The sequence below is a fragment of the Amycolatopsis roodepoortensis genome (genome assembly GCF_024628825.1).
GTDB classification, from domain to species: Bacteria; Actinomycetota; Actinomycetes; order Mycobacteriales; family Pseudonocardiaceae; genus Amycolatopsis; species Amycolatopsis roodepoortensis.
In genome coordinates, this window is record NZ_CP102415.1 from 5,080,739 (window position 1) to 5,103,592 (window position 22,854).

Annotated in this window: 20 protein-coding genes; 13 read left to right on the forward strand and 7 right to left on the reverse strand. The window is 68.3% G+C overall.

What is annotated here, in order from left to right:
* Positions 1 to 115: 115 nt before the first annotated feature.
* A complete protein-coding gene (locus tag NQK81_RS24185) occupies positions 116 to 1,051 on the reverse strand; it encodes an LLM class F420-dependent oxidoreductase (protein ID WP_257483374.1) in 936 nt (311 codons plus the stop codon).
* 122 nt (positions 1,052 to 1,173) lie between these two features.
* Between NQK81_RS24185 and NQK81_RS24190 the strand changes: the two genes are divergently transcribed.
* Positions 1,174 to 1,668, forward strand: coding sequence for an OsmC family protein (locus tag NQK81_RS24190; protein ID WP_126736270.1), 495 nt, complete (start codon positions 1,174 to 1,176; stop codon positions 1,666 to 1,668).
* 47 nt (positions 1,669 to 1,715) lie between these two features.
* On the opposite strand, the gene NQK81_RS24195 is transcribed toward NQK81_RS24190, so the two are convergent.
* Positions 1,716 to 3,002: an adenylosuccinate synthase gene (locus NQK81_RS24195; protein WP_126736271.1), complete on the reverse strand. Its 1,287-nt coding sequence runs from the start codon at positions 3,000 to 3,002 to the stop codon at positions 1,716 to 1,718.
* A 54-nt stretch (positions 3,003 to 3,056) separates the two neighbouring features.
* Here NQK81_RS24195 and NQK81_RS24200 point away from each other — a divergent pair, with 54 nt between their 5' ends.
* From NQK81_RS24200 to NQK81_RS24230, 7 genes are all read left to right on the forward strand, one after another.
* A complete protein-coding gene (locus NQK81_RS24200; RefSeq protein WP_257483375.1) occupies positions 3,057 to 3,737 on the forward strand; it encodes a hypothetical protein in 681 nt (226 codons plus the stop codon).
* Between the two features lie 197 nt (positions 3,738 to 3,934).
* Positions 3,935 to 4,573, forward strand: a complete 639-nt coding sequence (locus NQK81_RS24205; RefSeq protein ID WP_126736272.1) for a GmrSD restriction endonuclease domain-containing protein — start codon at positions 3,935 to 3,937, stop codon at positions 4,571 to 4,573.
* Between the two features lie 207 nt (positions 4,574 to 4,780).
* A complete protein-coding gene (locus NQK81_RS24210; protein ID WP_257483376.1) occupies positions 4,781 to 6,388 on the forward strand; it encodes an ABC transporter substrate-binding protein in 1,608 nt (535 codons plus the stop codon).
* Complete coding sequence (locus tag NQK81_RS24215) at positions 6,385 to 7,335, forward strand: ABC transporter permease (RefSeq protein ID WP_257483377.1); 951 nt, start codon at positions 6,385 to 6,387, stop codon at positions 7,333 to 7,335. The genes NQK81_RS24210 and NQK81_RS24215 overlap by 4 nt, the downstream gene beginning before the upstream one ends.
* The gene (locus NQK81_RS24220; RefSeq protein ID WP_126736275.1) at positions 7,328 to 8,143 is read left to right on the forward strand and encodes an ABC transporter permease; all 816 of its coding nucleotides are present in this window, start codon (positions 7,328 to 7,330) and stop codon (positions 8,141 to 8,143) included. The genes NQK81_RS24215 and NQK81_RS24220 overlap by 8 nt, the downstream gene beginning before the upstream one ends.
* A complete protein-coding gene (locus tag NQK81_RS24225) occupies positions 8,140 to 9,717 on the forward strand; it encodes a dipeptide ABC transporter ATP-binding protein (RefSeq protein ID WP_257483378.1) in 1,578 nt (525 codons plus the stop codon). The genes NQK81_RS24220 and NQK81_RS24225 overlap by 4 nt, the downstream gene beginning before the upstream one ends.
* Positions 9,714 to 10,766 (forward strand): LLM class flavin-dependent oxidoreductase, encoded by a 1,053-nt coding sequence (locus NQK81_RS24230; protein WP_257483379.1) that lies wholly within the window; start codon positions 9,714 to 9,716, stop codon positions 10,764 to 10,766. The genes NQK81_RS24225 and NQK81_RS24230 overlap by 4 nt, the downstream gene beginning before the upstream one ends.
* Positions 10,767 to 10,866: 100 nt before the next feature.
* On the opposite strand, the gene NQK81_RS24235 is transcribed toward NQK81_RS24230, so the two are convergent.
* Positions 10,867 to 12,765 (reverse strand): FAD/NAD(P)-binding protein, encoded by a 1,899-nt coding sequence (locus NQK81_RS24235; protein WP_257483380.1) that lies wholly within the window; start codon positions 12,763 to 12,765, stop codon positions 10,867 to 10,869.
* Positions 12,766 to 12,888: 123 nt separating this feature from the next.
* Here NQK81_RS24235 and NQK81_RS24240 point away from each other — a divergent pair, with 123 nt between their 5' ends.
* The 3 genes from NQK81_RS24240 to NQK81_RS24250 all read left to right on the forward strand — a co-directional run bounded on the left by NQK81_RS24240 (position 12,889) and on the right by NQK81_RS24250 (position 17,212).
* Positions 12,889 to 14,010 carry an LLM class flavin-dependent oxidoreductase gene (locus tag NQK81_RS24240; protein ID WP_257483381.1) on the forward strand — a complete coding sequence of 374 codons (1,122 nt, stop codon included), beginning with the start codon at positions 12,889 to 12,891 and terminating at the stop codon, positions 14,008 to 14,010.
* A gap of 435 nt (positions 14,011 to 14,445) precedes the next feature.
* On the forward strand, positions 14,446 to 15,699 hold the full coding sequence (locus NQK81_RS24245; protein WP_126736278.1) for an MFS transporter: 1,254 nt from the start codon (positions 14,446 to 14,448) through the stop codon (positions 15,697 to 15,699).
* 202 nt (positions 15,700 to 15,901) lie between these two features.
* Positions 15,902 to 17,212 (forward strand): GGDEF domain-containing protein, encoded by a 1,311-nt coding sequence (locus tag NQK81_RS24250; RefSeq protein ID WP_257483382.1) that lies wholly within the window; start codon positions 15,902 to 15,904, stop codon positions 17,210 to 17,212.
* On the opposite strand, the gene NQK81_RS24255 is transcribed toward NQK81_RS24250, so the two are convergent.
* On the reverse strand, positions 17,209 to 17,790 hold the full coding sequence (locus NQK81_RS24255; protein ID WP_192742638.1) for a TetR/AcrR family transcriptional regulator: 582 nt from the start codon (positions 17,788 to 17,790) through the stop codon (positions 17,209 to 17,211). The two genes, NQK81_RS24250 and NQK81_RS24255, sit on opposite strands and share 4 nt — an antisense overlap.
* Positions 17,791 to 17,924: 134 nt before the next feature.
* On the opposite strand from NQK81_RS24255, the gene NQK81_RS24260 reads away from it, so the two are divergent.
* Complete coding sequence (locus NQK81_RS24260; protein WP_257483383.1) at positions 17,925 to 19,151, forward strand: lipase family protein; 1,227 nt, start codon at positions 17,925 to 17,927, stop codon at positions 19,149 to 19,151.
* A 344-nt stretch (positions 19,152 to 19,495) separates the two neighbouring features.
* Here the strand turns inward: NQK81_RS24260 and NQK81_RS24265 are convergent, their stop codons facing one another.
* Positions 19,496 to 19,903, reverse strand: coding sequence for a DUF3151 domain-containing protein (locus NQK81_RS24265; protein WP_257483384.1), 408 nt, complete (start codon positions 19,901 to 19,903; stop codon positions 19,496 to 19,498).
* A 232-nt stretch (positions 19,904 to 20,135) separates the two neighbouring features.
* Here NQK81_RS24265 and NQK81_RS24270 point away from each other — a divergent pair, with 232 nt between their 5' ends.
* Positions 20,136 to 21,353, forward strand: a complete 1,218-nt coding sequence (locus tag NQK81_RS24270) for a hypothetical protein (protein WP_257483385.1) — start codon at positions 20,136 to 20,138, stop codon at positions 21,351 to 21,353.
* A gap of 3 nt (positions 21,354 to 21,356) precedes the next feature.
* Here NQK81_RS24270 and NQK81_RS24275 read toward each other — a convergent pair whose 3' ends face one another.
* Together NQK81_RS24275 and fbaA are read right to left on the reverse strand one after the other, a co-directional pair.
* Complete coding sequence (locus NQK81_RS24275; protein WP_257483386.1) at positions 21,357 to 21,530, reverse strand: hypothetical protein; 174 nt, start codon at positions 21,528 to 21,530, stop codon at positions 21,357 to 21,359.
* A 225-nt stretch (positions 21,531 to 21,755) separates the two neighbouring features.
* Complete coding sequence (gene fbaA / locus NQK81_RS24280) at positions 21,756 to 22,784, reverse strand: class II fructose-bisphosphate aldolase (RefSeq protein WP_034312446.1); 1,029 nt, start codon at positions 22,782 to 22,784, stop codon at positions 21,756 to 21,758.
* Between the last annotated feature and the right edge of the window lie 70 nt (positions 22,785 to 22,854).

The window sequence follows — 22,854 nt, forward strand, 5'->3', positions numbered from 1 at the left end:
CGCACGAGTATGCACAATACGAACGCTGTGAGCAAGGCCACTGGGCCTGTCGAAGTCATGAAAGGGGCGTTCAGGACGATGAATGTCCTGAACGCCCCTTTCCTGACATGCGGGTTCAGCGCTTGGCGAGGTCCCCGAGGACGCTCCAGGTGCGCAGCCGCTCTTCGCTGTTCCGGATGCCGCTCTGCGTCGCGACGACCTCGGTCGCACCGGCGTCGAAGTACCGCCGGATCTCGGCCGCGACGGTCTCCTCGTCGCCGGCGATCACCAGTTCACCGGCGGAGTCCACGCCCTGGTGGTCGAAGACCGCGCGGTAGGACGGGATGTCGCGGAAGAACGCGTACTGCCGGTCGACCTGGGCACGGACGGCATCGGGATCGTCGGTCACGACGACCGGGGCCATCGCGATGATCCGCGGCGCCGGGCGGCCGGCTGCGGCCTTGGTGATCTCCGGGACGATCAGCCCGGAAAGGGCCTTCGGCCCGGCAAGGAACGGGATCGTGCCGTCGGCGAGTTCGCCGGTGACGCGCAGCGCCTGCCGTCCCATCGCCGCGATGATCACCGGGATGTCCGAAGAACCCGCGACGGACAGCGAAGCCGCGAAGCCCTCGGCGTGCGCCTGGACCGTCTCGCCCTGGAAGTCGACTTCGCCGCCGTCGAACACCTGCCGGAGGATCGTGAGGTACTCGCGAAGGTGCTTGATCGGCGACGGGTACTCGACGCCGTACGCCGGTTCGAGCCAGTTCTTCGCGCCGGTTCCGAGACCGAGGACGAACCGGCCCCCGGTGGCGGCCTGCGCCGTCTGCGCGAGACCGGTGATGAGCAAGGGATGCCGTGGGTAGATCGGGACGACTCCGGTCCCGACGGTGATCCCCGGGACGGCGCGGCCCGCGAGGGCGGCGACGGTGATCGCGTCGTGCTCCATCTGCTGGGAGAACCAGACGGACGTCAGGCCCGCGTCGGCGGCCTGCCGGGTCTGCGTGATGAGTTCGTCGACGATGTTGACTGCGTCCGCGGTGTCCCCGGACGGGAGTGCCACTCCGATGGTCATGTTCAACGCCAACGACGCTGTCCAAAGGATATTTCGCTTTTCACGGACTGAGATCACGCGCGCGGTTTCCGCTGTTGGCCCACCCTTGGCGGCGTCCGACACCTCGATCCTGGAGTGACCCGATGTCGCTGACCGATGTCATCGAAGGAACCAAGACCGCCGTCGACGCCGACCCGCGCAACGCCGCCGTCTCGTTCAGCGTGGCCAACGCGCTGAACCCCGGCACCGCGACGCAGGTCGACGTGCGGGTTCGCGATCACGCGTTCACCGTCGACGAACCCGCCGCGCTCGGCGGCACCGACACCGCGGCGAACCCGGTCGAATACGCGCTCGCCGCGCTGGGCTCGTGCCAGGTGATCACGTACCAGTTCTGGGCGGCGAAGCTCGGCGTGCCGCTCGAAGGCGTGAAGGTGACCGTGGACGGCGACATCGACCTGCACGGGTTCTTCGGGTTCTCGGAGACCCGGCCGGGCTTCGGCGATGTGCGCGTTTCGGTCGAGCTGAGCGGGCCCGCGGGGGCGGAGGCCTACGAGGACCTGAAGCGGCAGGTGGACGAGCACTGCCCGGTGCTCGACCTGTTCCGGAACCCGACGCCGGTGAAGACCTCGCTCGCCTGAGTCGTGAGTGGCTAGGGCGGTTCTAACCGTCCTAGCCACTCACGAGGTCAGACGAACTCGTGGCGAACGATGGTCTGCTCGCGGCCCGGCCCGACGCCGATCGCCGAAATCCGCGCGCCCGAAAGCTCTTCGAGCCGCTCGACGTAGGCCCGCGCGTTCGCGGGCAGCTCCTCGAAGGTGCGGCAGCCCGAGATGTCCTCGAACCAGCCCGGCAGCTCTTCGTAGATCGGCAGCGCGTGGTGCACGTCCGTCTGCGTCATCGGCATGTCGTACGTCCGGAACCCGTCGACCTCGTAGCCGACGCACACCGGCACCTTCTCCAGGCCGGACAGCACGTCCAGCTTGGTGAGGAAGTAGTCGGTGATGCCGTTGACCCGCACCGCGTAGCGCGCGATGACCGCGTCGAACCAGCCGGTGCGCCGCGAGCGGCCGGTGGTGACGCCGAATTCGCCGCCCTGTTTGCGCAGGTACTCGCCGGATTCGTCGTCCAGCTCGGTCGGGAACGGGCCGGAGCCGACACGCGTGGTGTAGGCCTTGAGGATGCCCAGCACGGTGTCGATCTTGCCGGGGCCGATACCCGAACCCGCGCTCGCGCCGCCGGAGGTCGGGTTCGACGACGTCACGAACGGGTAGGTGCCGTGGTCGACGTCGAGCAGGGTGCCCTGCGAGCCTTCGAGCAGCACGGTCTCACCGCGTTCGAGGGCTTGGTTGAGCTGGAGACGCGTGTCGGCGATGCGGTGCGCGAACTTCTCGCCCGCGGCCAGCACCTCGTCGGCGACCTGGTCCGCGTCGAGCGCCTTGCGGTTGTAGACCTTGACCAGCACCTGGTTCTTGAACTCCAGTGCCGATTCGACCTTCTGCCGGAAGATCTTCTCGTCGAGCAGGTCCTGCACGCGGACGCCGACGCGCGCGATCTTGTCCTGGTAGCAGGGGCCGATGCCGCGGCCGGTGGTGCCGATCTTGCGGCTGCCGAGGTAACGCTCGGTGACTTTATCGATCGCCACGTGGTACGGCATGATCAAATGCGCGTCGGCGGAGATCAGCAGCTTGCTGGTGTCGACGTCGCGTTCCTCCAGCCCGGCGAGCTCGTCGAGCAGCACACCCGGGTCGATGACGACACCGTTGCCGATGACGTTGGTGACGCCCGGCGTGAGGATCCCGGACGGGATGAGGTGGAGGGCGAAGTTCTGCCCGTCGGGAAGGACTACGGTGTGGCCCGCGTTGTTACCGCCTTGGTAACGCACGATCCACTGGACGCGGTCGCCGAGCAGGTCGGTGGCCTTGCCCTTGCCCTCGTCCCCCCATTGGGCCCCGATCAGCACGATGGCCGGCATGTGACACTCCAGGTGTTCGGCGACTTGTGGTTTGGCGCTGGTAAATGCCGGTGCATGAGCGTAACGGAGGGCCTTCGGGTGCGCGGAATAGTGGTGGTCTGTCCCGAGGGCGAGCCCACACTCCCGGAGATCGACGACGTCGAAATGGTGCGTGTCCCGAGCCGTCCCGGCAAGGCGGATATCGACCCCTTGCTGGGGGAACACGATCATCTGGTGGTCGCGGGCACCGACGCGGACCTCGCGGCCGTCGCGCTGCGGCTGTTACGAAAAGAACAGCTCTCGGGCGTGTCGCTCGGCTTCGTGCCGTCGTCGCCGGATTCCGACGTCGCCCGCATCTGGAGCCTGCCGACGCAGCCGCTGCGTGCCCTCTCGCTCGCCCTCCGTGGCGAAGTCGACCCGGTGCCGCTGATCCGCGACGACACCGGCGGGGTGCTGGTCGGGCGCGGGACGATCGGGATGATCCGCGGGGTGGCCTACTGCGACGAGCACACCGTGCTGCGCGGGCCCGCGCGCTCGATCGAGGTCGAGCCGGACGCGAGCGGCCCTGGGCTCATGGTCCGGGTCACGAAGGGGACGCTGTTCAAGCGGCCTTCGACGCATTACGCGCGGGCGTTCCAGCTCGGCTGCATCCCCACCCGGCCGAGCCTCGACGGTGTCGCCCATCCGCGCGCCATGAGCCGGTGGACCTGGTACCGGCACACGGAGGACCTCCGGCTGGTCCGCGGGCTCGAGTAGCGACACGACTAGCCCGTTCGGCTCAGAACCTTCAGCTGGACTTTCCGAAGATTTTTCGGCGACGGACACCCTGTCCTACCTGCTCGTGACACCCTCCGTTCACGAATAGCCAGCAGAGTGTCATCCGATGGTGTTGCGTGGGCCATATCCGTACCGCAAGGTGACCAGGTCCCCAAACCTGACACGGAGGCAGCAATATGCCAACTGCGCTTGCTGTTCGTCGCTCCTTCACCGTTCTCGCCGTTTCGGCGATCGTCTCGGCGGGTGTGGTCGGCGTCGCCGAAGCGACGCCCCCGGGCATCCCGTCGGCCGACACCGCCAAGACCCAGCTCGCCGCGCTGACCGTCAAGCCGGACGGTTCGTCGACCGGGTACAGCCGCGACAAGTTCCCGCACTGGTCCGACCAGGGCAACAGCTGCAACACGCGTGAGGTCGTGCTGAAGCGGGACGGGACGAACGTCCAGCAGGACAGCAGTTGCGCCGCCGTCTCCGGCAGCTGGTTCAGCCCGTACGACGGCGCCACCTGGCGTGCGGCGTCCGATGTGGACATCGACCACGTCGTCCCGCTGGCCGCCGCGTGGCGCACCGGCGCCTCGTCGTGGACCACCGCGCAGCGGCAGGCGTTCGCGAACGACCTCAGCTCGCCGCAGCTGATCGCCGTCACCGACAACGTCAACCAGGAGAAGGGCGACAAGTCGCCGGACGCCTGGAAGCCGCCGACGGTCGGCTACTGGTGCACCTACGCGAAGATGTGGACCACGGTGAAGTACAAGTACAAGCTGAGCATCAAGTCCGCGGAGAAGACCGCGCTGACGGACATGCTCAACCGCTGCTAGATCCGTTCCCGCGTGAAGGCCCCCTTCCCTCGGCTCAGCCGCGTGAAGGGGGCCTTCACGCGCATTCGGTGCTGTCAAGCGGAAACGTGGGACGTTTCGCGGGCTGGGAGCCGGGCTCAGTATGTGGGCGGGCCTCAAGGGCGTGATTAGCGTGAATCGGGTCAGCGCAAGAGAAAACGCGCTCCGTTCCCCGCTGGAGGCCACCCGGTGTCCCGTACCGCCGCCACATCCTTACTCGCGCTCACCGCACTTGTCGTCACCGCCTGCTCCTCCGCGGGCGGCTCGACGGGCGCCGACGCCGGGCCGCCCAAACCCGGTGGCACGCTGCGCCTCGGGATCTCGTCCAGCCCGGACTGCATCGATCCGCAACAGGTCGGCACCAACGCTTCGCTGAACGTCGGCCGCCAGCTGGTCGATTCGCTGACCGACCAGGATCCGGCCACCGGCGAGATCAAGCCGTGGCTGGCCGAAAAGTGGGAGAGCAACGCGGATTCGACCGCGTTCACCTTCCACCTGCGTGACGGTGCGACCTTCTCCGACGGCAGCCCGGTCGACGCGGCCGCGGTCAAGACGAGCTTCGACGCGATCAAGGCGCTCGGCCCGAAATCGCAGCTCGGCTCGGGCTATCTGGCCGTGTACAAGGGAACGACGGTCGTCGACCCGAAGACGGTCAAGATCGAGTTCTCCGTTCCCAGCGCACAGTTCCTGCAGGCCAGCTCGACGATGTCGCTCGGCGTCCTCGCGCCCGCCGCGTACCGGAAGACCGCCGACCAGCGTTGCCAGGGCGACGGCCTGATCGGCTCCGGACCGTTCGTTTTCGAGAGCCTGAAGCAGAACCAAGAGATCGTTCTCGCCAAACGGAAGGGCTACGGCTGGGGGTCGTCACTGTTCAAGCACCAGGGTGAGGCGTACCTCGACAAGATCGCGTACAAGATCGTGCCGGAACCCGGTGTGCGCACCGGAAGCCTCGCGTCCGCGCAGCTCGACGCCATCACCGACGTCCAGCCGGTCGACGAACCGCAGTTCACCGGCAACGGCTTCACCGAGCCCACCCGGCCGAACCCCGGCGTCGTGTTCAACCTGCACGCCAACGTCACCAAGGGCGTGCTCACCGACGAGAAGGTCCGCCAGGCGGTGGTCAAGGGCATCAACCGGCCCGAGGTCACGAACACCGTGCTGACGCCGAACTACAAGCCGGCCACCAGCATCCTCGGCTCGGCGACGCCGTTCTACACCGACCTTTCGCCACTGCTCGCCTACGATCCGGCCGGCGCGACGGCGCTGCTGGAAAGCGCGGGCTGGCTGCCCGGCCCCGACGGCATCCGCACCAAGAACGGGCAGCGGCTGACCGCGAAGGTCGTCTTCTCCCTGGTGTTCAACCAGAACAAGAGCGTGCTCGAACTCGTCCAGCAGCAGCTGCGGAAGATCGGCTTCGACCTCCAGATCGAACAGCGCACGACGGCCGAGAGCGTGCAGATCACGCAGAGCGGGAACTACGAGTACCTCTGGTACAACACCACCCGCGCCGATCCGGACATCCTGCGCAACCTGTTCTCCACCAAGGCGAACAACCGCAGCAAGCTGCCCGCGGAGAACCCGGTCGACGCGCCGCTCGACGCCCAGTCGTCCACTGTGGACCCGGCGAAGCGGAAGCCCGCCGCCGAGGAGGCGCAGCGCGCGATCATCGAGCACGGCTACTCGGCGCCGGTGTTCGAGCTGACGCAGGTGCTGGCGCACGGGCCGAACGCGCACGGCGTCGGCTTCGAAGCGTCGTCGCGGCTTCAGCTGTTCGACGCCTGGGTGTCCGGCTCGTGAGGCGATATCTACTCCGGCGGGTCCTGCAGGCGGTCTTCGTCCTCTGGGCCGCGTTCACCGTCTCCTTCGTGATCCTCTACCTCCTGCCGGGTGACGCGGTCAGCGCGAAGCTCGGCGGAGGCGAGGCCGGTCTTTCGGTCACGCCGGAACAACTGGCCGCCGCGAAGGCGGAGTACGGACTCGACGATCCGTTGCCGCTGCAGTACGGAAAGCGGCTGGTCGCGGCGGCGCAGGGCGACTTCGGCCGCTCGATCGCCACCGGGGACGACGCCACGAACATGGTCGTCTCGGCACTTCCGCCGACCCTCGCGGTGACCGGCTTCGCCCTGGTGCTCGCGATCCTGTTCGGCGGCGGAATCGCGTTCGCAGGCACCCTCACCCGGCACCGCTGGCTGGGCAACCTCCTGCTCGCGTTGCCGCCGCTGGGGATCTCACTGCCGCCGTTCTGGGTCGGGCTGCTGCTCATCCAGTTCTTCTCCTTCCAGCTCAAGCTGCTGCCCGCGCTGGGCTCGAACGGCTTCGAGTCGCTGATCCTGCCCGCGATCACGCTCGCCATCCCGACCGGCGCGATCATCGGGCAGGTGCTGGCGAAGAGCCTCCGCACGCAGCTCGCCGAGCCGTACGCCGAGATCGCGCTGGCGAAGGGAGCGAGCCGGGCGAGGGTCCACTTCGGACACTTACTGCGCAACGCGGCGGTGCCGACACTGACCATCGCCGGAGTGGTCGCGGGAAACCTGATCGCGGGTTCGGTGATCACCGAGACCGTGTTCTCCCGTGACGGCCTCGGCCGCGTGACGTCGTCGGCGGTCACCGCGCAGGACATCCCGGTGGTACAGGCGGTGATCGTGCTCGCCGCGCTGGTGTTCGTCGTGATCAACCTGCTCGTCGACCTCGTCTATCCCCTGCTCGACCCGCGGATCCGACACCGGGAGACCGCCGATGCCTGACGTTCTCGTGCGCACCCGGCGGAAGCCGGGCCTGATCATCGCGATCGCCGTCCTCGCGTTCGCCCTGCTGGCGGCGGTCGCCCCCGGCCTCTTCACCGGGCAGGACCCGCTCGCCGGCGTCCCCGCGGAGAAGATGCGGGGTCCGTCGCTCGGACACCTCTTCGGCACCGACGAAACCGGGCGGGACATCTTCGCGCGGGTGGTGCACGGTGCCGCGCTTTCGTTGCAGGCGACCGTGATTGCCGTCGTCGTCGCGCTCGCCGCCGGTTCCGCGCTCGGCCTGCTCGCCGGATTCCGGGGCGGCGCGCTCGATTCGGCGATCATGCGCTGCGTCGACGTCCTGCTGGCGATCCCGTCCATCCTGTTGTCGCTGGCGCTGGTCACCGCGCTCGGTTTCGGCACGACCAACGTCGCGATCGCGGTCGGGGTCGCGAACCTCGCGCAGTTCGCCCGCCTGATGCGCGCCGAGGTGCTGCGTGTCCGCAGTGGCGTGTTCGTCGAGGCCGCCCGCGCGGGCGGCGTGCGCTGGACCGGGGTGCTCGGACGGCACGTGCTGCCCAACGCGCTCGGCCCGGTGCTCGCGCTCGCGACACTCACCTTCGGCACGGCGGTGCTGGAGGTGAGCGCGCTGAGCTTCCTCGGCTACGGCGCCACCCCGCCGACGCCGGAATGGGGCTCGCTGGTGGCGGGCGGCCGCGGCTTCCTCGCCACCGCCTGGTGGATGACGACCTTCCCCGGGCTCACCGTCGCCGCCGTGGTGCTGTCCGCGAACCGGCTGTCCAGAGCGATCGAAGGAGACGTGCGGTGAGCGAACTGCTGACCATCCGCGATCTCGCGGTTTCCTACAAATCCGTGCCCGCCGTGGACGGCGTCTCGCTCTCCGTCCACAAGGGACAAATTGTCGCCGTGGTCGGCGAGTCCGGATCCGGCAAGAGCACGACGGCGCACGCGGCCATCGGGCTGCTGCCGCGCGGCGGGCGGATCGACCGCGGCGAGATCACCTTCGACGGCCGTGATCTCACGAAACTCTCCGACCGCGCCTGGCGTTCGGTGCGCGGTCGCGAGATCGCGCTGGTCCCCCAGGATCCGACGGTGTCGCTCAATCCCGTGCACCGGATCGGTGATCAGGTCGCGGAGGTGCTGCTCATCCACGGCCTCGCCGGCAAACGCGACGCCGGCGCCGAGGCGGTGAAACTGCTGCGCAAGGCCGGGATCGCCGACCCGGAGACGCGGGCACGGCAGTATCCGCACGAGTTGTCCGGCGGGCTGCGTCAGCGGGCGCTGATCGCCGCCGCGCTCGCCGGACGGCCGAAACTCATCATCGCCGACGAGCCGACGAGCGCGCTCGACGTCACCGTGCAACGGCAGATCCTCGACCATCTCGAAGAACTCGCCGCCGACGCGGGCACCGCCGTCCTGCTGATCACCCACGACCTCGGCGTCGCGTCCGACCGGGCGTCGCGGATCGTGGTGCTGTCCCAAGGGGCCGTGGTCGAGGAAGGGACGACCGGTGAGATCCTCGCGGCGCCCACCCAGAAGTACACGCGAGATCTGCTCGCCGCCGCGCCGAGCCTGTCCGACACCCCGTTGCGGGACCCGAAGCCACCGTCGTCCGACGTCCTGGTGTCGGTCCGCGATCTCGGCAAGACCTTCGGGGCCGTCCGCGCCGTGGACGGCGTCTCGTTCGACATCGCCCGCGGCCGGACGCTCGCGCTGGTCGGCGAGTCCGGTTCGGGCAAGTCGACCACCGCGCGGATGATCCTGCGACTGGAGACGCCGACGGACGGCGTCGTCGAGTTCGACGGCGAGGACATCACCGCGCTGCGCGGCGAGGAGCTGCGACGGCTGCGGCGCCGGTTCCAGCTCGTGTACCAGAACCCGTACGCGTCGCTGAACCCGAAGTTCAGCATCGAGGACGTCATCTCCGAGCCGCTGCGGGCCTTCGGCGTCGGCACGAAGGCGGAACGCCGGGCACGGGCGGCGGAGCTGGTCGACCAGGTCGCCCTGCCGTCTTCGGTGCTGAAGCGCAAACCCGCCGAACTGTCCGGCGGGCAACGGCAACGCGCGGCGATCGCGCGGGCGCTCGCGCTGCGCCCGGAGCTGATCGTCGCCGACGAACCCGTGTCCGCGCTGGACGTCTCGGTACAGGCGCAGATCCTGCGGCTGCTCGCCGATCTCCAGGACGAGCTCGGCCTGACGTACCTGTTCATCTCGCACGATCTCGCCGTGGTCCGGCAGATCGCGGACACCGTCGGCGTGCTGCGCGGCGGCGAACTGGTCGAACTCGGCCCCGCCCGGGACGTCCTCGAACGGCCGTCCGCGGACTACACGCGGGAACTGCTCGCCGCCATCCCCGGCCGGAAACCCCTGGAGACACGATGAAGTTCGGGCTCTTCTCCCTGGTCGCCAACCATCCCGACCCCGAAACCGGGGCGACACCGAGCCAGCATGAGCGCCTTCGCCGAGTCGTCGACGAAGCGATCTTCGCCGAAGAGCTCGGCTTCGACGCGTACGGCGTCGGCGAGCGGCACGGCGAGCCGTTTCTGTCCTCGGCGCCGCCGGTGATCCTGGCCGCGGTGGCCGAACGCACCCGGCGCGTCCGGCTGCTGACCACGCTGACCGTGATCAGCGTGCTCGACCCGGTGCGCGTCGCCGAGGACTACGCGACGCTCGACCAGCTTTCCGGCGGACGGCTGGAGCTCATGATCGGTAAGGGCAACGATCCCCGGCACTTCCCGTTGTTCGGTCTCGAAGAGGAGCGGCAGTGGGAGTACCAGGCGGAGAAGTTCGCCCTGCTGCGCAGGCTGTTCCTGGAGGAAGGAGTGACCTGGGATGGCGAGTTCCGCTCGCCGCTGACCGGCGTCACGACCCAGCCGCGGCCGTTCCACGCGCGGCCGCGGATCTGGCACGGGAGCGCGTCGAGCACCGAGTCGACCGAGCTGGCGGCGAAGTTCGGCGATCCGCTGTTCACCGCGAACGGCTTCCACCCCAAGAAGAAGTACGCCGACCTGATCGACCACTACCGGCGGCGATGGGCGGAGTACGGCCACGACCCGGCGGACGCGCTCGTCGGTTCGGGCGCGGGCGGGCTGTACGTCGCCAAGACCTCGCAGGAGGCGCTGGACGGCTACCGGCCGTACTTCGAGGCGCTGATGAAGACACCCGCGTATCAGCACAACAAGTCCGAGTTCACCACGTTGGAGGACAAGATCACCGGAGGTTCCGCGCTGGTCGGGAGCCCGGAGCAGGTGATCGACAAGATCGGCGACTACCACGCGTCGTTCGGGCACGAGGTGCAGGCGGTGTCGGTCGACGGGCTGACCTCCGGGGAAGCGCGGGACGTCCTGGAGCTCTTCGCCTCCGACGTCGTCCCGATCGTGCGGAAGGAACTGCCCTCGCGGGTCTGGGAAAGCCAGCACTCGCGTGATTAGAGACGTAACTCGCGTGATTGAAGGCGTAACTCGCGTGATCAGACGCGGCACACCCGAGTTACGTCTCCAATCACGTGAGTTACGGCTCTGATCACGCGAGTTACGCCTCCGCGACCAGCTTCAGGATCTCCCGCGCGACGACGTCGTTCTGCCGGAACGGGAGCGCGTTCGTCCGCGGCCGGGTGAACGCCCCGGCCGACCGCGCCGACGTATGCGGTCCGAGCGCGAACCGGCGCGGATGCGGACGGCCCGCACCGTCGAGCATCCGGCCGTCGGAGACGCGGGTGTGGATCCGGCCGGCGAGCAGCCTGTCGCCGGTCACCGTGTCGACGACGGCCTCCTCGCCGAGCGCGCCACTGGCGTGCAACTGTCGCAAAAGGACATCGGACGCCCTGGTGATACTCGGCTCGGGCAGCCGCGCCTCGACGAGTGTGCGCGCCTCGGTCTCGCCGGGGAAGCTCGCGCCGGAAGCGACGAAGGTCCGGCGTTCCTCGTCCGCCGACACCCGCGTTTCGGCGCCAAGGAAGGAAACGAGACCGGCTTCCTGGAGTGCGAGCAGTTCTTCGAGCCGTCGTGGAGGCGGGCCGCTGGCGAAATAGGAGAAGAAGCCGAGGAACCAACCGTCCAAATCGGACAGTTGAGAGACCGCGTCGAGCCGTCCCGTCTGCACCAGCGCGGGAAGCTGCCCCATCACGGACAACAGTGCCGTGAACGCGCCGAGATCCGCGCTGTACCCGGGGTCCGCCCGCCGGCTCAAGTCCGCTTCGACGTACTCGCGCAGCTCCTTGCCGTACTCCTCGGCGCTGCCGAACCGAGCTCCCGCCATCGGCCGGTCCAGGTGCTCCAGATCGAGCCGGTCGTCCACGCCCGGAACCGCGCGCGCCACCAGCTCGTCGAGTTCGCCAGGTGCGGCGTCCGCGAACGCGTCGGCGAAAACGGCGAAATCCATGCGCACCCGCTCGGGGTGAGCGGTGAACAGCTCGCTGTAGTAGGCCCACGCGATCTCCTTCGAGATCAGCGGCCAGACGTCGCGGCGGAAGTCGATCCGCCCGGGCACGGCGCACAGCTTTTCGATGGCGTAAGCGTCGAAGAACTTGGGCAGCTGCAACGGTTTCCCGCGCAACCGGTAGCCGATCTTCGCGTGGTACGGCACCCCGCGACGTGATCCGACGTGCAACACGGGCTCGGCGCCGGACGGGTGATACTTCAGCCCGCCGCACGCCTGCTCTTCGAACCGGCCACCACGGCCTTCGGTCAGCAGCAGCATCAGATCGACGAAGGCGAGGCCGAATCCGCGCACCAGCACGGTTTCCCCCGGCTCGATCGCCGAGTAGTCGACGTCGGCGGTGTAACCGGCCGGATAGTAGGCGAGGTCGTGGCGCGCGGCGAAATCCGCGAGTCCGGCCTCCCGTTCGGGCGGTTCGGCGTCGAGATGCCCGACGGTGAACAGAACGGCGTTCACCTCCAGGGGTTCCGCGCGGCCTTCCAGCCAGAGCGACTGCGGCTCGCCGTCTTCGAGCCGCACCGCGCGGGTCCGGTGCTCGACGACCTCGATTCCGGCGGGAAGTTCGGCGCGTACCTTGCGGTGGAACCACGCGAGGTACGCGCTCTGCAGCCGCCTCGTCGGGAAGTGATCTCTTTGCAGTGCTTCGAGTTCGGCGCTCAGACTGTCGTCCACCTCGGCGTCGAGTTCGCCCGAGCGGACCAGCCGCGCCCACTCGATCAGTGACGGGCCCGGCCTGACCGGGCCGTCGATCCGCACGGTGTCGTCGGTGAACACCGTGACGTCCTCGGGCATGGAGTTCATACGCAGCAACGGAGACTGTTCGTACCGCCAGACCCGCCCCGCCCCGGCGGGGAAGGGATCGACGAGATGCACCACCAGCCGTCGTCCGCCGAGCAGTTCGGCGGCGTTGGCGCCGAGCCGTTCGAGCACGCCCACCCCACGTGGACCGGCGCCGACCACCGCGAGCACGTAGGGAAGTTCTGCGGTACCCACGAAGCCGAAGCTACGCCGGGATTCCGGGCGGTGTGCGGGTTCTCAAGGAGCGGAACCCGTTGCCACGGCGGAGAACCGGCGCGTACTCGTCGAGCAGGGGGACACGGACGAGAGGAACGTGCGATGCCGGTCGAATTCCTGGGTATCGGAGGCACCAACGACGGTTCGGAGACCCATCCGCGATCGGGCGGCGTCTTCGACAAGGACTACACGCTGCGCCTCGCCCGGGCGCACGAGGACTTCGGCTGGGACCGGGTGTTGTTCGCGTACGGCTCCAGCGGGCCGGATCCGGCGCAGGCGGCCGCGTACGTCGCGTCGAAGCTCGATAAGCTCCAGATCCTGCTGGCGCACCGGCCGAACGTCTCGTACCCGACCTTCGCGGCGAAAACGTTCGCCACGCTGGACCAGCTTTCCGGCGGAAGGCTCACGGTGCATTTCATCACCGGCGGCAGCGACCACGAACAGCAGCGCGAAGGCGACTACCTCACCAAGGACGAGCGCTACTCACGCACGCGTGAGTACATCCAGATCGTGAAGCGGGCCTGGACGTCCGAAGAGCCCTTCGACCACGAAGGCGAGCACTACCGCTTCGCCGACTTCGTCCTCGACGTCCGGCCTGTGCAACAACCGCGCCCGGGAGTCTCGTTCGGCGGCTCGTCTCCGGCGGCGTACGCGGCGGGCGGGGCCGAGGCGGACATCTTCTGCCTGTGGGGCGAGCCCCTCGCGCAGACGGCCGAGCAGATCGAGTCGGTCAAGGCCGCGGCGAAGGCCGCCGGGCGGACGGACGTACCGCGGATCCAGGTCGCCTTCCGCCCGATCATCGCGCCGACCGAGGAACTCGCCTGGGAGAAGGCCTACCGCACGGTCGACGCCATCAAGAAGCGGACGAGCGGGGGCAAGCAGCTGACCCGGCGGCATTCGCTCACGAACCCGGAGAACACCGGCTCGCAGCGGCTCCTCGCGGTCGCCGCCGAAGGGGAACGGTTCGACCGGGCACTGTGGACCCCGACGGCGGCCGCGACCGGCGGCGCCGGGAACTCCAACGCGCTGGTCGGCACGCCCGAAACCGTCGCGCAGGCCTTGCTCGACTACTACGACCTCGGCGTCGACATCCTCTCCGCGCGCGGCTACGACATGCTGGGCGACACGATCGACTTCGGCCGCCACGTCATCCCGATCGTGCGCGAAGAGGTCGCCAAACGGGACGCGGCTTCGGCCCGCGAAGTGCTCGCGGTCGACGGCTGAGCCGTCACTCCACCGAATGGCGCATCGGTCAGCCATTCAGCGGACCGCGTCGATGCCGCCCGATGGACCTCACGGTCGCGGAGCGGAGTCGAAAGGCGTTCGCGCTCCCTGCGAACACAGGCGCCCCGGAGGACGCACGGCGCGTCGCATCCCCGGGCCGGGTGACGCGTCGCCGCGCGGATTTTCCCGGCGAAAACCCCAAAAACACCGAAAGCCGCAGGTCCGAGCCGAGGGACCGGCCAGCGGGACATCTTCGCGACCGGTCGTTCATCCACGAAAAAGATCTCCAACTCCAGAAACCCGGCGAAAGAACCTAGCCAATCACCAACAGTCAGGAGACACTTACGTGAACGAATGACGCTTCGTGACGAGCTCGTGACCGCGTTACTCTCGGTCACGAGTTTGTCGCGTAATAAGGACCCTATTGGGGGCAGCATGGCTTCGGCCGGACGGGTCACTTACCGAGAGGTGTTCGGTGTAGCCGAGTTCCGTTCGCTCTGGTTCGCCGAGCTGTTCTCGATCTTCGGTGATCAACTCGCCAGGGTCGCCCTCTCCGTCCTCGTCTTCACCGAAACCCGCTCCGCGACCCTGACCGGTCTCACCTACGCGCTGACCTACGCCCCGTCGCTGCTCGGCGGCATCTTCCTCACCGGCTTCGCGGACCGGTTCCCCCGGCGGACCGTGATGGTGGTCGTCGACCTGTTACGGGCACTGCTGATCGCGCTGGTCGCGATCCCGGTGATGCCGTTCTGGGTGCTGTGCGTCCTCGTCGGCGCGGTCTCGCTGCTGAATCCGCCGTTCAAGGCGGCCCAGCTGGCCCTGCTGCCGCAGATCCTCGAAGGCGACCGGTTCGTCGTCGGCATGGCGATCCGCAGCATGACCGTCCAATCGGCGCAGCTGGCCGGATTCGCCGGCGGCGGTCTCCTGCTGACCGCGCTGGAACCCCATATCGCCCTCGCGCTGGACGCCGTCACCTTCGTGATCTCGGCGCTGTTCGTCCGGTTCGGGCTGAAGTCGCGGCCTGCCGCGGCGACCGGCGAGAAACGCAAGTCGTTCTTCGCGTCGATCGGCTCTGGCGGGAAGATCGTCTTCGCCAGCTCAGGGCTGCGCTCGCTGTTGCTGTTCACCTGGCTGATGGGCCTGCTGCCGGTCTACGAGGGCATCGCGGCGCCGTACGTCGCCTCGTCGGGCGGCGGGCCCGAGGTCATCGGCCTGCTGCTGGCCGCCGACCCGATCGGCAGCGTGATCGGCGCGTTCATCTATTCGCGCTGGGTGCCTGCACACGTCAGACCGAAACTGATCGGGCCGCTTTCCGCGCTGACGGCGATCCCGCTGCTGCTGTGCTTCCTGCAGCCGGGGCCGTGGGCGTCGATCGCGCTGTTCGTGCTCTGCGGAGGCTTCGGCACGGTGGCACTGATGCAGGCGACCGCGTCGCTGACGCTGGCCGTGCCGGACGAGAGCCGGGCACAGGTGATGGGGCTGTCGAACACCGGACTGACCACGACGATGGGGGTGAGTCCCCTGATCGGCGGCATCCTGGCGGACCAGGTCGGCCCTCAGTCGACCGTCGGCGTCTTCGGGCTTGCGGGATTGGTGCTGACCATCCCGCTCGCGTTGAGCTGGTTCCGGACCCTCAGCCGCGACCCGGAACGGTGGCAGGAAAAAGACGCCGCGCGCGCAGAACATTGAGGTGTTCCACGCGCCGGCCCGATCGCGCGGACGTCTGGCGCGCGCCCCAGTTCACTGATCCCTACCGGCCATCGCTGGCACCTTTCCCTCGACCTCTCAGAGAAAAGTACACACCTAGGGAGCTTGTCGACAGCCCGCAAGTCGGTAGAAGCTGTCCGTAAGTAGGGGGTTTCGGAGAATGACGCAAGAGTCAGGGGGAAAGATGATCACATCGGAGGAACGTGCTGGACATCGTTCGGCTCTCACGGTAGGCGCGTGGGAGCTGTGGAAGCGGCCTAAGCATTGGATCGCCTACACCGGGCTGTCCGTCGCGACGATGCTGGCACTGACGGGGGTCTTCGCCGCATCCATCGCCATCACGTCTTCGCAGGTCCTGCTGTGTTTCCTGCTCGCCGGGCTCGCCATCGCGCACACCGAGGCGACCCGCCGGATCGAGCGCCAGCGCCGCAGCATGAGCGTCACCCCGCATATCAACATGACCTCGGTCTGGGTCCTGCCCGGCGCGATTCTACTTCCGCCGCAGTTGACCGCGCTTCTCGTGACCGTGATCTATCTTCACCTCGGATACCGCAGCTGGGCAGGCCTTCACACGGTCAATCCCCACCGAACTGTGGCGAACGCCACATCCATGACGCTGACCGCGTTCGCCGCCTGGGCGGCCGTCCAGGTGGTCGGCGCGGACACGGCGTCGGTCACGGCGATCTGCGCCGCGAGTCTCGTCTTCTTCCTGATGAACGCCGTCTTCACCGGCACCGGCCTGTACTTCGCGGCGCCCAAGAAGGCGACCGTCCAGACGCTCCTCGGCTCTTGGGACGACAACATCCTCGAAGCCTCGACGGTCTGCATCGGCGCGCTCGTGCTCGCCGTCCTGCCGCATCAGCCGGTGCTGGTGCTGCTCGTCTTCCTGCCGCTGTACCTGCTGCAGCGCTCGGTGCTGATCAAGCAGCTGGAAGAGCTCGCGACCACCGACCAGAAGACCCAGCTGCTCAACGCCACGACCTGGCAGCAGGGCGCCGTCCGTGAGGTCGCCCGCGCCGAGCGCGAGAACGGCCAGTTCGGCGCGCTGATGATCGACCTCGACCACTTCAAGAGCATCAACGACACGTACGGCCACCTCGCGGGCGACGACGTGCTCAAGGGCGTCGCGGCACTGGTGAAGGCCGAAACGCGGACGCAGGACCTCGCCGGGCGGTTCGGCGGCGAGGAGTTCGTCGTGCTGCTGACCTCGTCGTCGAAGCACGAGTCCGTCGCGGTCGCCGAGCGCATCCGGCAGCGGATCAGCGAGATGGTCATCAGGACCCAGGACAACGAGGGCAACCCCGTGGTCATCGAACAGCGGACGGCGTCGGTCGGCGTCGCGACGTACCCGCTGGACGGCCGGACCATCGACGAGGTCATGGCCTCGGCCGACGCGTCGGTCTACGCGGCGAAACGCAACGGCCGCAACCGCGTCGTCTCGTCACCGGATCTGGCGTCGGTCACCGAAGAAGCGCTGGAGCCCGTCGCCGCTTAGCGCAGTCTTTCCATCACGTCGGCGGCCGCGGTCCGAAGCCGGACGACGCCGCCGACGGTGAATTCGGTGAGCAGGTCGATGAGCGCGTCCGCGTCGGGCGGCTCACCGTCCCAGCTCGCCTGGACGAGCGCCTCGGTCATCGCGAAGAACAGCGTGACCAGGGCCTTGTCCGCGCGGCCGGAGTCGACGCCGTGGCGTGCCCAGCGCTGACGGCTGGCCTCGGTGTAGACGCCCGCGAGCCTTTCGCGAAGCCGGGTGAGGGCCGGGTCGCCCATGCGCTCCGCCTCGCGCAGGACTGGGAAGGCGTCGGGATTCGCCGCGACGAAGGCGAACATGTTGGCGTAGTTGGCGCGCGCCCAGGACCGCAGCTCGGGCTGCGAGAGATCGAGGGCGGGCGCGCCGATCGCCTCGAAGGCGCGCTCCTCGATGTCCGCGACGACTTGCGTGAACAACGTCGTGCGATCGCCGAACTGCTCGTAGACGGCCTGCCGGGACACGCCCGCGCGCCGGGCGATCTGCTCGATCGTCGCGGCCTGCGCGCCGTGCACCGCGAAGACGCCGGCGGCCGAACTCAGCACCCGCGCGCGTTGCTCGCCGATCGGGAGTTTTCGGGGTCTCCCTCGCGGCGCCGGGCTTGACATTGTGCGCCACCTCACTGACTCTCTTTTTCGACACGTCTGTCGAAAATGTTTGTGCTCAACGAGGAGCAAGCATGCGTCCAGGATCCCGGCTCGGTGTTTCCGCCGCCGTCTCAGCGGCCACCATCGCGGCCCTGCTGACCTTCGGGGCACCCCAGGCCACGGCCGCCCCGTCCTTCTACGATCCCCCGTCGCCACTGCCCGCGGGTGCTCCCGGCGACATCATCCGGCACGAACCGTCCACCTTCTACGTCGATCCCGTGAAACTCATCAAGGCCGACGCCGACGTGCGGCGGATCATGTACCGCAGCACCGACACCCACGGCAAGGCCAACGCCGTGACCGGCACCGTCCTCACCCCGAAGAAGGCGTGGACCGGCGCGGGCGAACGGCCGGTCATCGGCTACGCGGCCGGGACGCAGGGTGTCGGCGACCAGTGCGCGCCGTCGAAAGCCCTCGCGGCGGGCATGGAGTACGAAGGGCCCTTCATCGCCGGGCTGCTGCTTCGCGGCTACGGCGTCGTCGTCACCGACTACGAGGGCCTCGGCACCCCGGGCGTCCACACGTACGTCAACCGCGTCGCCGAGGGCAACGCCGTCCTCGACTCGATCCGCGCGGCGCAGCGCCTGCCCGAAGCGAACCTGCCGGACAACGGCCCGGTCGCGACCGCGGGCTACTCGCAAGGCGGCGGGGCGTCGGCGTCGGCCGCCGAACTCCAGCCGTCGTACGCGCCCGAGCTCAAGCTGAAGGGCTCGTACGCGGGCGCCGTCCCGGCCGATCTGGCCGAGGTCGGCAAGAACATCGACGGGCACTACGCCTTCGGGTTCCTCGGATTCACGCTGGTCAGCATGGACGCGGCGTACCCGGAGCTGAACATCCCGTCCCTGCTGAACGCGAAGGGCGTCGAAGCGTTCGAGAAGGTCAAGCAGGAGTGCACCGGGGACGCGATCTTCGGACACGCGTTCACGCAGTCGAAGGACCTGACGAAGGACGGCAGGCCGCTGACCGCGTACCTCGGCGAAGAGCCGTTCAAGACGCGAGTCGGCGAGCAGCTCATCGGAGCGCGGAAGCCGGGCGCGCCGACGCTGGTCGTCCACAGTGCGCTCGACGACATCGTCCCCTACGCGCAGGGGCGGACCATGGCGCGCTCGTGGTGTGCGAAGGGCGCGAAGGTGCAGTTCTCGACTTCGCTGGTTCCGACGCACGTCGGCGGGGCGATCCGGGCTTTCCCGGAGGCTTTCGCTTGGCTTGAGGGACGCTTCGCGGGGCTACCGGCCGTGGGGAACTGCGGGCTGTTCTAGGGCTCGTGAGTGGTAAGGACGGTTCTAGCCAAGGGTGTCTTGGATACCTACTGGCTTCCGGCCGCCGTTGACCCCGGGCGCGGTCTGTGGGGGTCTGGAGCCGGTGTCGCGAAAGCCACTTTCGGGACACCAGACGTCTCGAAAGTGGCTTTCGCGACATGGTCACCAGGACGATGCCCGGCTACAGCCAACGTTGCGAAAGCCACTTTCGCAACGTTGAAGGTTGCGAAAGTGGCTTTCGCAACCCCCGGCCAAGCCCAGCACCCGGCAGAAACCGCACTACCGAGTGGGTTCTAGCTCGTGAGTGGTAAGGACGGTTCCAGCCGTCCTTACCACTCACGAGGTCACTTGAGGCCGGTGGCTCCCGCGGCGGCGGGGTCCGAGTCGGCGAGGAAGGTCTTGCAGCGGTCGTACTCCTCGGTCTCGCCGATCTTGCCGGCGGCCTTGCCGAGGACGGCGAGGGAACGCAGGAAACCCTGGTTCGGGCGGTGCGACCACGGCACCGGACCGTGTCCCTTCCAGCCCGCGCGGCGAAGCTGGTCGAGGCCGCGGTGGTAACCGGTGCGGGCGTACGCGTACGCGGCGACGGTCTCGCCGGCTTCGAGCGCCTTCTCGGCGAGGGCGGCCCACGCCTCGCTGTAGTCGGGGTGCTCGGCGGCGACGGCGGCCGGATCGGTCCCGGCGTCCAGCGCCGCCTGCGCGGCGGTGTGCTCGGGGAGATGCGTCGGCTGGGGGCCGAGGAGGTTCGTCATACGGGCCATTGTGCCGACCGCGTGTGGCTAGAAGAACAGGCTCCCGAGAATGCCCCCACCGGCCAGCACCAGAGCGGCGACGAGGACCGCCGCGACGAGTCGTTTCGGCATCATGGCGGCACACCTTGCCCTGCTTCGCACGCCGACCGCAAATCCGCCACCCCTACGGGTGAACCCCGATTTTCGACCCCGAATGCCCGTCCCGTGATCTGGAGCAGGGAGGATGGCCCGTATGACAAAGGCGACAGAAGTGACCGGGGACCTTTCGCCGGGTGTCATCCCCCGCAGCCCGATCGCGAAGACGCGGCTGTTCTTCAAGCTCCACTGGCACCGCGGCGCGCCGGGACAGGCGACGCCGGACTGGGTCCTGAACTTCTGCTACTCGATGTGGCTGGCGGCGTTCGCCTTCAAACTGGTGGGCTCGTCGTGGGACATGTCGTGGCATTTCATGTGGCTTCGCGACGACCTCGCCCCGCCGCACCTGATCAACACCGTCGGCACGGTGATCATCATGGTGCTGGTGGCGATCCACAGCTACACCGGGATGGGCGCCGACCGGCGGTCCCTGCGGCTGATGCAGGCCGGGCTCGTGGTGTTCCTCATCGCGGCGCCGCTGGACGTCATCAACCACCGCGTCAACGGTCTCGACCTGACCGCGTGGAGCCCGTCGCACATGATGCTCTACATCGGAACGGGCATCATGCAGGCAGGCGTGATCATGGGCTGGCTGAAGTACGCCAAGCCCGGCCGCCTGCGCACCGGGGTCCTGATCGGACTGTGGGCGTTCTTCCTGGAGAACACGTTCTTCCCGAACGGTCAGCAGGAGTACGGCATCCTCGGCCTGCGCGCCTGGGAGCGCGGCGCGCCCGAGGCCGAGCCCGAGCTGCTGAACTTCGCCGCCGGCCAGATCGGGCATCCGGTCGACCGGGTGGCCGTCGAGTACTTCACGATGCCGATCGACGACTGGGTCTACCCGCTGTGGGGTATCGGCGTGATGGCGCTGATCTTCGCGCTGGCGCGGCACACCACCGGCTTCCGCTGGGCCGGGACGACGGTCGCCGCCGCCTACCTCGCGTACCGGCTGGTGATGTGGCCGCTGCTGCTCGGGATGGGGTTCCCGATCTCGACCGTGCCGTTCTACCTGCTGGCCGTCGGCCTCGCCGTCGACCTGGCGTTCCGCATCGGCCGGGGTCATCCGCTGCTGACGGCGGGCGCGGGCGCGCTGCTGGTGACGGCGTTCGGCTACGGGATGCTGTGGGTGCAGTCGCAGTTCCGGCCGTGGATCCTCGGTGACGCGCGGACGGAGTCGGCGCCGCCGGTGGCCTACTGGACGGCCGCGGTCTGCCTGGTCGGTGTCGGCGTGCTGTGGGCCGCCGCCGGTCCGGGGACGCGGGCGATGAACTCGCTGCTGGAGAAGCGCCGCGAGAAGACGACGCTTCCGGCCGCCTGAGGCTCAATCCTGATCCTGCCCGGCCTGCCACAACGAAGCGAGCGGGAGCGCCATCAGCCGATCACCGAAGCTGATGGCGCCCTGGCTTCCGGTGTGCAGGACGATGCCCTGCGTGAACTGATCACCGAGAAGGTCTCTTAGCTGGGCGAGGCCGCGGAAGTCCGCCGCGGTCGCCATAGCTCCTCGATAGGTCGGTTCGTGTACATCTCACAGTATCCTCGACCGACATTTCACGACCGGGTGAACCGACATTCCACAGTGCAAGTGACCGACATTTTGCTGATCTTGAAACCACTGGCCGGGACTCCCGCTCCGAGTACGTGAAGGCCCCCTTCACTGCGTCTAGCGCAGTGAAGGGGGCCTTCACGTACTTCCGCATTTAGCGGACTAAATGCGTACTGGTCAGAGCTTCTTGCCCGCCGAGCCCAGCGACTGAGCGGCCTCGACGACGCGCGCGGCCATGCCGGCCTCGGCGGCCTTCAGGTAGCTACGCGGGTCGTAGACCTTCTTGTTGCCGACCTCGCCGTCGATCTTCAGGACGCCGTCGTAGTTCTTGAAGAAGTGGTCCGCGATGGGCCGGGTGAAGGCGTACTGCGTGTCGGTGTCGACGTTCATCTTCACGACGCCGTACGACACCGCCTCGCGGATCTCCTCCGGCAGCGAGCCGGAACCGCCGTGGAACACCAGCTCGAACGGCTTCGAACCGGCCGCGAGGCCGAGCTTCTTCGCCGCCGCCTCCTGGCCGCCCTTGAGCACGTCCGGGCGCAGCTTCACGTTGCCGGGCTTGTAGACGCCGTGCACGTTGCCGAAGGTCGCGGCCAGCAGGTAGCGGCCGTTCTCGCCGGAGCCGAGCGCGTCGATCGTCTTCAGGAAGTCGCCCTCGGCGGTGTACAGCTTCTCGTTGATCTCGGCTTCGACGCCGTCCTCCTCGCCGCCGACGACGCCGATCTCGACCTCGAGGATGATGTTCGCGGCCGCGGCCTTGGCGAGCAGCTCCTGCGCGATCTCGAGGTTCTCGTCGAGGTCGATCGCGGAGCCGTCCCACATGTGGCTCTGGAACAGCGGGTGCTGGCCGTTCTTGACCCGCTCCGCCGAGATCTCGATCAGCGGGCGGACGAAGCCGTCGAGCTTGTCCTTCGGGCAGTGGTCGGTGTGCAGCGCGACGTTGACGTCGTACTTGGCGGCGACGACCTGGGCGAACTCGGCGAGCGCGACCGAACCGGTCACCATGTCCTTGACCTTCTGGCCGGACGCGAACTCGGCGCCGCCGGTGGAGAACTGGATGATCCCGTCGCTCTCCGCCTCGGCGAACCCGCGGATGGCGGCGTTCAGGGTCTCCGACGAGGTCACGTTGATGGCCGGGTAGGCGAATTCGTTCGCCTTCGCCCGGTCGAGCATCTCCGCGTAGACCTCGGGGGTGGCGATGGGCATCGTTTACTCCTCCTCGAAGCAGGCTGGTGCACCTCTCGGCCGCATCGTACGAGGTCGGCCGGGAGGTGCC